We start from the raw sequence: 12,051 nt of genomic DNA on the forward strand, positions 1-12,051 counted from the left end.
ACTTCAGAAACTATCAAAAAGAATGACAGACTATTTTAAAGGAGAAACCAGAATGAAGAACTGGACCGACATTATAAAAAATATGACTATGCTGACGCAGTTCGGTCTGTCTTTTGTGACACCGATATTTCTGTGTCTTGCTCTTTGCTGGTGGCTGAATATCCATGTGGGAATCGGGGCATGGGTTTATATCCCGGGCTTTTTCTTTGGGCTGGGAGGTTCTTTTATGGTGGCCTATAAACTGTATTTACACGTTACGGACCGTCAGAAAAAGGATGAGAAAACAAAAAAGAAAAAAGTGTCTTTCAACAGACATATATAGAAGATTTATGAGGAGTATGTCTGAAAAAGAAGAAAATACAGTATTTTATTACAGAAGGGGAGAAATAATATGTTTGCTGATATCCAGCCGGCGGTAAAAAAAGAAACAAAAAAAGTGGCACTTTATACCATTGCAGGGCTTGTTCTGATGTGGATCGTTTTTGGAATTCTTCACAGTGTCCTGCCGGAAAAGGTGCCTTTTGACTATACAGTGATCCTTGGAGGGATCGGCGGCGGAATAATTGCTGTCCTGAATTTTTTTCTTATGGGATTAACCGTACAGAAAGTGGCAGCCTGTGAGGAAGAGGGAGCAGCCCATGCAAGGCTGAAGGCAAGCTATTCCCAGAGAATGCTTCTTCAGATGCTGTGGGCAGTAGCAGCTATAGTAGCTCCCTGTTTTCAATTTGCAGCAGGTCTTGTACCGCTTTTATTTCCTTCTACAGGAATCAAACTGAATGCACTTTTTAAGAAAAATCAATAAGATAAAAGACTGACTGTAATCTATGAACAGCGGTTTTCTATAGATATATTTTAAAAAGACAGGAGGTGTAAACGTATATGGATCTGGATATATCCGGGGCAAAAGTCTATTTTACCATTCCAACGGACATTCCTATTCTGGGAGACCTTCAGATCAGCGAGACCATGGTTGTAAGCTGGATCGTCATGCTTCTGATCACTGGTCTGTGTATCTGGCTGACTCATGACCTGAAAGTGGAGAATATCTCCAAAAGACAGGCACTTGCGGAAATGCTGGTGGAGCAGGCGAATAAGTTTGTGGTTGGGAATATGGGCGAAAAATTCCGTCATATGATCCCGTTTGTAGCTGCCTTGTTTGTAACAAGTGTGGTGTCCAACCTGATCAGTCTTATCGGACTTCGAAGTCCTACGGCAGATCTTTCCACGGAGGCAGCCTGGGCAGTTGTGGTATTTATCATGATCACTGCACAAAAGATCAAGACAGGCGGCTTTGGCGGATATCTGAAAGGCTTTACCACCCCGATCGCCATTATGACACCCTTTAATGTGCTTTCCGAACTGGCAACGCCGATCAGTATGGCATGCCGTCATTTTGGAAACATTCTTTCCGGCGTAGTTATCAATGGTCTGATCTATGGCGCTCTGGCAGTGGCCAGCTCCGCACTTCTGGGACTGCTTCCCGGTGTACTGGGAAATGTCCTTTCACAGATCCCCATCCTTGATGTGGGTGTTCCTGCAATCCTGTCCGTCTATTTTGACTGGTTTTCAGGATTCATGCAGGCCTTTATCTTCTGTATGCTGACAGTTATGTATATTGCAAATGCTGCAGAAGAATAGCTGTTTGAAAAGAAAAACTGAATAAAGAATAAAAAAAGAAAACAGGAGGAACATATTATGGATTTTACTATTTTAGCAAAAGGTATCGCTCTTGCAGGCTGTGCAATCGGAGCAGGATGTGCACTTATCGCAGGTATCGGACCTGGTATCGGTGAAGGTAATGCAGTTGCAAAGGCTCTTGAGGCAATCGGACGTCAGCCGGAGTGCAAAGGTGACGTAACCTCTACTATGCTTCTTGGCTGTGCCATCGCAGAGACAACCGGTATTTACGGTTTTGTAACAGGTCTTCTTCTGATCTTTGTTGCACCGGGCATGTTCATGAAGTTCCTGGGATAATTGCGGCATATTTATAACAGCCGGGTATAAGAACAGGAGGTTAAACTTATGCAGGTACAGGAATTAGTTGGTATTGTGCCCTGGACCTTCATTGCACAGATCTGCAACCTTTTTCTGCAGGTCTATCTGATCAAACGCTTTTTGTTTAAACCGATCAATAACATACTGGCAAAACGCAAAGAAATGGCAGATGCACAGATTCAGGATGCGGTAAAGGCCAGGGAGGAAGCTGAGGCTATGAAGTCTCAGTATGAGCAGGATATGATCCAGGCAAAAAATAAGGCAAATGAGATCGTGGTTTCTGCTCAGAAGACTGCCTCCGCCCAGAGTGAGGAGCTTCTTCGTGAGGCTTCCCGTCAGGCGGCTGCCATGAAAAATAAAGCAGAAGCAGATATTGAACAGGAAAAGCGCAAAGCAGTCAATGAGATCAAAGATGAAATTGGCGGAATGGCAATGGAGATTGCGGGCAAGGTGATCGAAAGGGAGATTTCTGAAGAAGATCACGCGAAACTCATAGATGATTTTATTGCGAATGTGGGTGAGACATCATGACACAGACTGCCAGAGTCTACGGCGGCAGCCTGTATGAGCTTGCTGTCGAGGAAAATCTTGTGGAAACCATAGGAGAGCAGATGGAGGAAATCAGAAGGCTGTTCTGGGAAAATCCGGATTATATGAAGCTTCTCTGTGAACCGTCCATTCCCTGGGAGGAAAGAACTTCTCTGGTAGATCAGTCCTTTGGTACACAGGCGGAAAAATATTTGGTGAATTTTATTAAACTTCTGTGTGAGCGCAACATTCTCAGAGAGTATGGCGGCTGCTGTGATGAGTTCAGACGCCGTTATCATGCAGATAACGGAATCGCTGAGGCAGTTGTCACCAGTGCAGTGGCGCTTAGTGATGCACAGATGGAGACATTGAAACAGAAACTGGAAAAGGTCAGCGGCAAACAGATATCTCTGACACAGAAGAAGGATGCTTCTGTGGTAGCGGGACTTCGTGTAGAACTGGAGGGCAGATCCTATGATGGAACGATTCAGGGACGCCTGGCATCTCTTTCCAGAAAACTTGATGAAATAATTGTTTAAAGGATGGTATGGAAACATGCAATTAAAACCTGAAGAAATATCCAGGGTCATCCGCAGTCAGATCAAATATTACGAAAATTCCATCAAACAGGATGAGACAGGTACTGTCCTTCTGGTTGGTGACGGTATTGCCAGAGCAAGCGGTCTTGTAAACTGTATGGCCGGAGAGCTTCTTGAGTTTGAGGACGGAAGCTATGGCATGGCACAGAACCTTGAGGAAAACAGTGTTTCTATCGTATTATTTGGTTCCGATGAAAATATCGGCGAAGGCCAGACCGTAAAACGTACTGGAAAGGTCGTATCGGTTCCGGTAGGAGACGCTATGATCGGCCGTGTTGTAAATGCGCTGGGACAGCCTATTGACGGTGCGGGACCTATTGTAACAGAAGAATTTCGGGCAATTGAAAGCCCGGCTCCGGGAATTTGTGAAAGACGTTCTGTACATGAACCTCTTCAGACCGGAATCAAGGCCATTGACTCGATGATCCCTATTGGAAGAGGCCAGCGAGAGCTTATTATCGGTGACCGTCAGACAGGTAAGACTGCTCTGGCTGTAGATACTATTATCAATCAGAAGGGTAAGGATATGATCTGTATCTATGTAGCGATCGGACAGAAACGTTCTACGGTTGCTTCTCTGGTAGAGACCCTTACCAAAAACGGAGCCATGGATTATACCATGGTAGTGGCGGCCACTGCCTCTGAAGCAAGCCCCTTACAGTACATTGCACCATATTCCGGATGTGCAATGGGTGAATATTTTATGAACAAAGGCAAGCATGTACTGATCGTCTATGATGACCTGAGCAAGCATGCGGTTGCATATCGTGCACTTTCCCTGCTGATCCGCCGTCCGCCAGGACGAGAGGCTTATCCGGGAGATGTATTCTATCTGCATTCCAGACTTCTGGAACGTGCGGCAAAACTGGATGACGAACACGGCGGAGGTTCTCTGACTGCGCTTCCTATTATTGAAACACAGGCAGGCGACGTATCCGCTTATATTCCTACAAATGTTATTTCCATTACAGATGGTCAGATTTTCCTGGAGACAGAGCTTTTCCACTCCGGCGTAATGCCGGCGGTAAACCCGGGTATCTCTGTATCACGAGTTGGAGGAAGCGCGCAGATCAAGGCTATGAAAAAAGTAGCCGGTACACTGAAATTGATTTACTCTCAGTATCGTGAGCTGCAGAGCTTTGCTCAGTTTGGCTCTGATCTGGATGCAGATACCAAGTCACGTCTGGATCAGGGTGCCCGTATTGTAGAGGTTCTGAAGCAGAATCAGAATGAGCCGGTTCCGGTAGAAAAACAGGTTGCGATTCTGTATGCAGTTACCAAAGGAATCCTGGCTGAAGTAAAGACAGAGGATGTACGTCAGTACGAAAAAGAACTGTTTATTTTCCTGGATTCAGATGCGAACGGAATGGCTGCTATGCAGGATATCCGTACCACAGGAAAATTGGAAGAAGAAACAGAAAATAAGTTAAAGAAAGCTCTGGAAGAATTTACCCGGAACTTCCTTGATGCAAGACCTGTAAAATAAAGTGATTAGGAGGAAACAGAATGGCTGCAAACATGAAAGCGGTAAAGCTGCGTATCAAGAGTGTGCAGAGCACTATGCAGATTACCAAGGCAATGGAACTTGTGGCATCCTCCAAGCTGCGTAAGGCAAAGGAGCGGGCAGAGGTCTGCAGACCTTATTTCCGCACCCTGTATGAAACCCTGAAGGAAATTGCTGTAAATAATACGGAATTTAATTCTGTTTATGCGGCGGAATCCAAAAGCAATAAATACTGCTATGTAGTGATCGCCGGAGACCGTGGTCTGGCAGGGGGCTATAATGCAAACCTGTTCAAATGTATGGAAGCAGACAGCGCAGGCCGGGATTATATGGTCCTTCCTATTGGAAAAAAAGCAGTAGAGTATTACAGCCGTAAAGAGGTAGAGGCGGTCACTGAAGAGTTTGGAGAGGTCGCAGATATTTCTGTAGGCGACTGCTTTGAGATCGCACATTTGCTCTGTAAGGAATTCCGCAAAGGGACATTCGGACATATCCAGCTTTGTTATACGGGGTTTGTGTCCATGCTTTCCCAGAAACCAGATGTTTTCTCGATCCTTCCTCTTACGGATATTAAGGAAGAGGCGGAAAAAAGAGAGAAACCTTCCGTATCAAGAAATCTGATTCTCTACGAGCCGGGAAGTACAGACGTTTTCGATGCGATCGTACCGGAATATCTGGCAGGCCTTATTTATGGCGCAGTCTGTGAAAGCCAGGCAAGCGAGCTGGCTGCCAGACGTACTGCCATGGATGCGGCAACCAAGAATGCTGGTGAGATGATCGACCAGTTAAATCTGTATTATAACCGTGCCCGTCAGGCAAGCATCACGCAGGAGATCACGGAGATTGTTGCAGGTGCCGAGGGTGTATAAATAACCCACGGTCTATAACAAAAATTAGAGGAGATTCATAGATGAGCGAGAAACACATTGGCGAAGTTGTGCAGGTCATCGGTCCGGTTCTGGACATCCGCTTTGCGCATGATGAACTGCCGGCACTTCTCAATGCCATTGAAATTGACAACAAAGGCGCAAAGCTGATCGTGGAAGTGGCTCAGCAGATCGGTGATAATACGGTCCGCTGCATCGCTATGAGTTCCACAGACGGTCTGGTACGCGGCACAAAAGCATTAGATACCGGCGGTCCGATTTCCGTTCCGGTAGGTGAAGAGTGTTTGGGCCGTGTATTTAATCTTCTGGGTGAACCGGTAGATAATCTTCCGGCACCGGAAACAAAGGAACACTGGGCAATCCATCGTCCGGCACCTTCTTATGAGGAGCAGACGCCAGCTACAGAAATCCTGGAAACAGGTATTAAAGTCGTAGACCTGATCTGTCCTTATGCAAAAGGCGGTAAGATTGGTCTGTTCGGTGGTGCAGGTGTAGGAAAAACAGTCCTTATTATGGAGCTGATCCATAATGTAGCTACTGCTCACGGCGGACTTTCTGTATTTACCGGAGTTGGAGAGCGTACCCGTGAGGGAAATGACCTTTATAATGAAATGAAAGAAAGCGGAGTTATTGATAAAACTGCCCTGGTTTACGGACAGATGAATGAGCCGCCTGGAGCGCGTATGCGAGTGGGCCTTTCAGGTCTGACTATGGCAGAGTATTTCCGTGATGTAAAAAATCAGGACGTGCTTCTGTTTATTGATAATATTTTCCGTTTTACACAGGCAGGATCCGAGGTTTCCGCCCTGCTTGGACGTATGCCGTCAGCGGTAGGTTATCAGCCTACACTTGCTACAGAGATGGGTGCTCTGCAGGAGCGTATCACTTCTACAAGAAAAGGATCTATTACTTCCGTACAGGCTGTTTATGTACCTGCGGACGACCTGACAGACCCGGCTCCGGCAACAACCTTCTCACATCTGGATGCAACCACGGTACTTTCCCGTGATATTGCCAGCCAGGGTATTTATCCGGCAGTGGATCCTCTGGAATCTACCAGCCGTATCCTGTCTCCTGAGGTAGTAGGAACAGAGCATTATGAGATTGCACGCCGTGTACAGCAGGTGCTGCAGCGATATAAAGAACTGCAGGATATTATTGCTATCATGGGTATGGATGAGCTTTCTGAAGACGATAAGCTTTCTGTAAATCGTGCCCGTAAGATCCAGAGATTCCTGTCTCAGAGTTTTTCTGTAGCAGAACAGTTTACCGGCATGCCGGGACAGTATGTTCCTCTTAAGGAAACTCTCCGTGGCTTCCGTATGATCCTGGACGGAGACTGTGATGAGGTTCCGGAGAGCTGTTTCCTTTTCTCCGGTACCATTGACGAAGTATTTGAAAAAGCGAAGAAGCAGTAAAGGAGGCTTTTTATGAGCACCTTTCCATTACAGATCGGAACCCCGGATGGTCTTCTCTTTGAAGGGGAAGTGGTTCGGGTAGTATGCAGAAGTATTACAGGTGACCTGGCAATTCTTGCCGGTCACTGTAATTTCTGTACAGCTCTTGGCATGGGCGAGGCTCATGTGATCCTGGAAGATGGCACCAGACGGGATGCAGCCTGCATTGGAGGAATGCTTTCGGTTATGGATGGCAAATGTAATCTTCTGGCAACTACCTGGGAGTGGAAGGAAGATATTGACGAGGACAGAGCTGAAAAAGCTAAGAAAAAAGCTGAAGAAAAACTGAGCCGTACCGGTCTCAGCGAGCAGGATTATAAGATTGCAAAAGCCAAGCTTCACAGAGCAATGGTGCGCCTGAGTGTAAAACAGTAGCATTGAGGCGGGAGATTTTTTTTGGAAAAACGTAAAAACCTGGAAAAAACTGTTGACAGAAGGAATTGCGTATAGTACAATTACTCAATGTGACGTAGTGCGATGACTCCTGAGCCAAAGCCCCGGCAAAGGTGTTTTTTATCAGCGGTTTCGGACATTTCCGCGATTATCTATTTGCACTGATCACCAGGAATTATTCATTATCGCGGAACTCCGCGGTTGTACAAATTATTTAATCGTTGATAAATAACAGGAGGTAAAACCATGCAGACTTATATGGCTAATCCAGATAAAATCGAGAGAAAATGGTATGTAGTTGACGCAGAAGGCTGTACACTGGGCCGTCTGGCATCTGGTGTTGCAAGTGTATTAAGAGGAAAGAACAAACCTCAGTTTACACCGCATGTAGACACAGGCGACTACGTGATCATCGTAAACGCTGACAAGATCAAAGTTACAGGAAAGAAAATGGATCAGAAGATCTATTATCACCACTCCGACTATGTGGGCGGAATGAAAGAGACCACATTAAAAGAAATGATGGCTAAGAAACCGGAAAAGGTTGTTGAGCTGGCAGTTAAAGGCATGCTTCCGAAGGGACCTCTGGGAAGAACCATGTACAAGAAACTTTTTGTTTATGCCGGACCGGAGCACAAGCATGAGGCTCAGAAACCGGAAGTCTTAACATTTTAATGAGGAGGTAGGAAACATTGGCTAGCGCAAAATTCTACGGAACAGGAAGAAGAAAGAAATCAATCGCAAGAGTTTACCTTACACCTGGTACAGGCAAAATCACAATCAATAAAAGAGATATCGACGAGTACTTCGGTCTTGAAACACTGAAAGTAATCGTTCGTCAGCCGCTTACTGCTACAGAGACAGAGGGCAAATTTGATGTTCTCGTTAACGTAAAAGGCGGCGGATATACAGGACAGGCTGGTGCTATCAGACACGGCGTTGCAAGAGCACTCCTTCAGGCAGACGCTGAGTACAGACCAGTTCTGAAAGCTGCTGGATTCCTTACACGTGATCCACGTATGAAAGAGCGTAAGAAATACGGTCTCAAAGCAGCTCGTAGAGCACCTCAGTTCTCTAAACGATAATTTTAAGATTATCAGAGAAGACAAAACCCCGGAAACATTCATTTCCGGGGTTTCTTATATCTATAAGTTATCTTTCGTTTATCATTCTATAGTTTCCCGGTATTCTCTGGGAGTCATTCCGGTATATTGTTTAAAAACCTTACTGAAATATCGGGGATTATCATATCCTGTCATGTCACAGATCTCAACAATTTTTTTGTCGGAGCTTCGAAGGAGCTCCTTTACTTTTTCCATTCGTATTTCTGTGAGATATTCTATAAAATTGCGGCCGGTTTTTTCTTTAAAGAGGCGGCTCAGGTAATTGGGATGGAGATAAAACTGCTCTGCCAGAGAGTTCAGGCTGATATTTTCTGCGTAGTGCTGGCAGATAAAAAGCTGGATTTCCCGGATGACATCCTTACTCAGTGTCTGTTCATCAGATCGGTTGAGGAGTGAAATAAGCCATTCTATATAGGAAGTCATAGAAGCTGTACTGCTTTTATGATTTCGTGCCAGAAGAATCTGGCTGAGGGTGGAATTAAGGCGTGCATGCAGTTCTTCCTCGTTCAGACGGAGATCTTTCAGATAGCTGTTCAGTTCGATCAGGAAACTGATACAGGCGGTCTGGTACTGTGTAAGAGAGGGGGTCTGCTCCAGAATTGAACACAAAGTTTCCTCTAATAAGGGAATGGCATTTATACGTGTCTCCGGATTCGTAAGTCTGCGGAAAATTTCAGGGAGGATATCCTGAAGAGACTGAGAACCGGCTGAAAAAAGCTGCTCAATATTCTGGTAGAGGATGATAGAATCTCTGGTACCTGCACGGTGATAATGACGTGCTCTGCGTGCTTCCTCCCAGCCCTCGTGGATCTTTTCAAGCCCGAATTTCCGGCTGCTGGCACCGCAAAACCATTCTTCAAGACCAGAGCAAAGCTGTTCCAGAAGAGAGGTAAGGGAATCAAAGGAAGAATCCGAGTCCCAGGGAAGCAGAACAAAAAGTGAAAATATCTCATCATCCAGAAATATGGCAGAGGGAATCAGAGATGTAAGCTGGTTTCTCATCTGCTGTTTTTTTAAATCAATATCCTGTTGGCACAATTCCTTGTTTTTTAATATCATAGAAAATCCATACCATTGTTTCAGATTCGGAAGATCATATCTGTCAGAGTCTATCTGAGAATAACCTTTGGCTGAGGATAATAGCAGGGCTTCCAGGCGATTGGTGTGAATCTGTGATTCTTTTTGACGGATGGCAAACTCTCCGCGGAGACGTTCCAGAAGCACTTCAATGTCTTTCAGGACAACAGGTTTGGTCAGATAGTCGATGGCACCATTACGGATGGCCTCCTGGGCATAGGAAAAATCAGAGTATCCGCTCAGGATTACAGCTTTAACTGCAGGATATTCTTTTCTGAGAATCTTAAGAAGCTCCAGTCCTGTCATTCCCGGCATACGGATATCCATAAACACAACATCAATATGTGTTTTTTTGAGCAGAGACAGAGCTTCCTCTCCATCGGATGCAGTTCCGGCCACCTGAAAACCATAGTTGTTCCATTTTACAAAACGGGTCAGTCCCCGGCATACAATTTCTTCATCATCTACGATTAATACCTGATAGGTCATAAGCTGTCTGTACCTCCTGTGATGTCTGTCATATTTTCAGAATGATTTCTAAGGGGAAGCAAAATTTCTATCCGGGTGCCTTTTCCAGGAGTACTGGAGATTTGCAGTCCATAGGATTCCCCGTAAAAAAGCCGGATCCGCTGGTTGACGTTTACCAGTCCGATACTTTCGTCCGGAGCTTCATCTCTGTTCAGAGAAAGCTGAAGAGAGTGAAGTTCGTTTTTTTCCATTCCCCGTCCGTTATCCTCCACGAGAATATGAAGGACATTATCGCAGGCTGAAGAATGGATTCTGATAAAATATCCGCTGCTGGCATCTCCAAAAGCATGGACGACGGCATTTTCCATGATTGGCTGAAGAATAAACTGCGGAATGTAAACAGACTGATCGTCTACCTCTGTTTCCAGGAACAGCTGTATTTTTTCGCTGTGGCGGAAATTAATCACATCCAGATAAATAGAAGCATGTTCGATTCCTTCCCTGAGTGTGATGGTATTGCCTCCTGTTTTCATTCCCAGACGGCAGAGGCGGCTGAATTTTTCAATCATTTCTGTAACCGGACTTTCCCCGTCTGCTTCATACATGGCCTCCCAGCGGATGATATCCAGAGTATTATAAAGAAAATGTGGATTGATCTGCATAAGCATAGCGTCTAACTGGGCATTTTTCCAGCTGAGCTGCAGCTTCTGACGGTGAATTTCTGAGAGATATACCTGGTCGATCAGCTGGTTGGTGTTTTCAGCCATTTCGTTGAAACGATCTCCCAGTGCAGTGATCTCGTCATGTCCGCTGTTCTCATATCGGGCTGTCCATTTACCGCTTCCTGTTTTTTTCATGACTCGGTTCAGTTTTTTCAGTGGATCTGAAATGCTGAAGGTAACATAATAGGAAAGTATAAAGCAGGCAATCACTGTGCCGATCAATACCAGGACACAGAGATTCCGGATATGGTAGGAGTGTGCCAATAGTGTATCCAGGCTGGCAATGTAGCAGGCAAACATTTCTGTGTCAGGAATCTGTTCGTAAGCCAGAAGAATGTTCTGGCGGTCCAGCTGAATCTGTTCTATACTTTTTCTTTTTTGTAGCATTTCTTCAAAAAGTTCCGGAATACGTGGAAAAGAAGGAGATTTGATGCTGGGATCAAACCAGGTAAGTACTCCGCTTTTTCCGATCAGGAAAATATTTCCCTGGTCGTTGTTTCCGGAAGGAGTTTCGATATCGGAAAAGGTACTGCGGTCAATGTTAAAAAGCAGTATACCCAGAAAATCTCTGGTATTTGGTTCATATACAGCAATTTCCATGGTGATGATATTTGCAAAACCATAGACAACCTGTTCATTTTTGTAAAAAATCCCTGTCTGTTCTTTGTCGTCCATCCAGACAGGATATCCCCGCTTATCCTGTGGAACAAGATAGAAATCGGACTTGTAAAAGGCATCCAGATCCCGGATAGTGCCGCCTCTTTGAAAGCCGTTATCCTCTACCATATGGTACTGACGGGAGGGAGTGACAAACTGGATGTTTACAATATGTTTTTTGTTCTGGCGCAAAGAATAGAGCCTGTTTTCGATCAGAAAGGTGTTTGTCTGAAACAGCTGCTCCTGACCGGGACTTCTGTTTTCCGGCAGAGAAGAATTTTCGGAGATAGCTCTGATGATCCGGCTGTCATTATAAAAATTAAGCGCCATATTTTCATATTCTTCCATGGTATCCTGTATTTTCAGCCGGGTGTTCTGAACCAGCATAGAGGTATAGCGGGTAAGGTTCAGATTGATCTCTCTGGAATACTGAAAAAAGGAAAAAAAGGTAAGAAACAGCGCTGAGATAAGCAGGAGTGCAAGAAAGGAAACATTCAGGCGTTTAAAGATACCCACCTTTCGGAGCTGTCTTGTTACCAGAGAATTCCATTTTTGTTTTGCTGTGCGGATCATATGGATGAATTTCATTTGGGACCTCCGTAACATGTATGTAAACATAATGCATGAATTATTTTTTATT

At 45.1% G+C, this 12,051-nt stretch carries 14 protein-coding genes; 12 read left to right on the forward strand and 2 right to left on the reverse strand.

Annotated features, from left to right (window positions below; all coding sequences use genetic code 11):
• The 12 genes from RDS42_RS06990 to rpsI all read left to right on the forward strand — a co-directional run.
• A partial coding sequence (locus tag RDS42_RS06990) for an AtpZ/AtpI family protein (RefSeq protein ID WP_308783005.1) occupies nucleotides 1–322 on the forward strand: 322 nt, incomplete at its 5' end.
• Nucleotides 323–391: 69 nt separating this feature from the next.
• Nucleotides 392–802 carry a hypothetical protein gene (locus tag RDS42_RS06995; protein WP_308783006.1) on the forward strand — a complete coding sequence of 137 codons (411 nt, stop codon included), beginning with the start codon at nucleotides 392–394 and terminating at the stop codon, nucleotides 800–802.
• A gap of 77 nt (nucleotides 803–879) precedes the next feature.
• Nucleotides 880–1,638, forward strand: a complete 759-nt coding sequence (locus tag RDS42_RS07000) for a F0F1 ATP synthase subunit A (protein ID WP_308783007.1) — start codon at nucleotides 880–882, stop codon at nucleotides 1,636–1,638.
• 54 nt (nucleotides 1,639–1,692) lie between these two features.
• Nucleotides 1,693–1,974, forward strand: a complete 282-nt coding sequence (gene atpE / locus RDS42_RS07005) for an ATP synthase F0 subunit C (protein WP_177273911.1) — start codon at nucleotides 1,693–1,695, stop codon at nucleotides 1,972–1,974.
• 48 nt (nucleotides 1,975–2,022) lie between these two features.
• Nucleotides 2,023–2,526: a F0F1 ATP synthase subunit B gene (atpF, locus tag RDS42_RS07010; protein WP_177273897.1), complete on the forward strand. Its 504-nt coding sequence runs from the start codon at nucleotides 2,023–2,025 to the stop codon at nucleotides 2,524–2,526.
• Nucleotides 2,523–3,062 (forward strand): ATP synthase F1 subunit delta, encoded by a 540-nt coding sequence (atpH, locus tag RDS42_RS07015; protein WP_308783008.1) that lies wholly within the window; start codon nucleotides 2,523–2,525, stop codon nucleotides 3,060–3,062. The genes atpF and atpH overlap by 4 nt, the downstream gene beginning before the upstream one ends.
• Nucleotides 3,063–3,078: 16 nt before the next feature.
• Nucleotides 3,079–4,608 carry a F0F1 ATP synthase subunit alpha gene (gene atpA, locus RDS42_RS07020; protein WP_308783009.1) on the forward strand — a complete coding sequence of 510 codons (1,530 nt, stop codon included), beginning with the start codon at nucleotides 3,079–3,081 and terminating at the stop codon, nucleotides 4,606–4,608.
• A 20-nt stretch (nucleotides 4,609–4,628) separates the two neighbouring features.
• Nucleotides 4,629–5,495 carry an ATP synthase F1 subunit gamma gene (atpG, locus tag RDS42_RS07025; RefSeq protein WP_308783010.1) on the forward strand — a complete coding sequence of 289 codons (867 nt, stop codon included), beginning with the start codon at nucleotides 4,629–4,631 and terminating at the stop codon, nucleotides 5,493–5,495.
• A 41-nt stretch (nucleotides 5,496–5,536) separates the two neighbouring features.
• Entirely contained in the window at nucleotides 5,537–6,931 is a 1,395-nt protein-coding gene (gene atpD / locus RDS42_RS07030; RefSeq protein WP_308783011.1) for a F0F1 ATP synthase subunit beta, read from the forward strand.
• A 12-nt stretch (nucleotides 6,932–6,943) separates the two neighbouring features.
• On the forward strand, nucleotides 6,944–7,345 hold the full coding sequence (gene atpC, locus RDS42_RS07035) for an ATP synthase F1 subunit epsilon (protein ID WP_308783012.1): 402 nt from the start codon (nucleotides 6,944–6,946) through the stop codon (nucleotides 7,343–7,345).
• A 264-nt stretch (nucleotides 7,346–7,609) separates the two neighbouring features.
• Nucleotides 7,610–8,038: a 50S ribosomal protein L13 gene (rplM, locus tag RDS42_RS07040; RefSeq protein ID WP_156352525.1), complete on the forward strand. Its 429-nt coding sequence runs from the start codon at nucleotides 7,610–7,612 to the stop codon at nucleotides 8,036–8,038.
• A 17-nt stretch (nucleotides 8,039–8,055) separates the two neighbouring features.
• Nucleotides 8,056–8,448 (forward strand): 30S ribosomal protein S9, encoded by a 393-nt coding sequence (gene rpsI, locus RDS42_RS07045; RefSeq protein ID WP_308783013.1) that lies wholly within the window; start codon nucleotides 8,056–8,058, stop codon nucleotides 8,446–8,448.
• Nucleotides 8,449–8,529: 81 nt separating this feature from the next.
• Here rpsI and RDS42_RS07050 read toward each other — a convergent pair whose 3' ends face one another.
• Nucleotides 8,530–10,053: a response regulator gene (locus RDS42_RS07050; protein ID WP_308783014.1), complete on the reverse strand. Its 1,524-nt coding sequence runs from the start codon at nucleotides 10,051–10,053 to the stop codon at nucleotides 8,530–8,532.
• Nucleotides 10,050–11,999, reverse strand: a complete 1,950-nt coding sequence (locus RDS42_RS07055) for a histidine kinase (RefSeq protein ID WP_308783015.1) — start codon at nucleotides 11,997–11,999, stop codon at nucleotides 10,050–10,052. Before RDS42_RS07055 ends, RDS42_RS07050 begins: the two co-directional genes overlap by 4 nt.
• Nucleotides 12,000–12,051: the final 52 nt, after the last annotated feature.

This window comes from uncultured Blautia sp., from assembly GCF_902497045.1.
Taxonomy (GTDB): Bacteria; Bacillota; Clostridia; order Lachnospirales; family Lachnospiraceae; genus Blautia_A.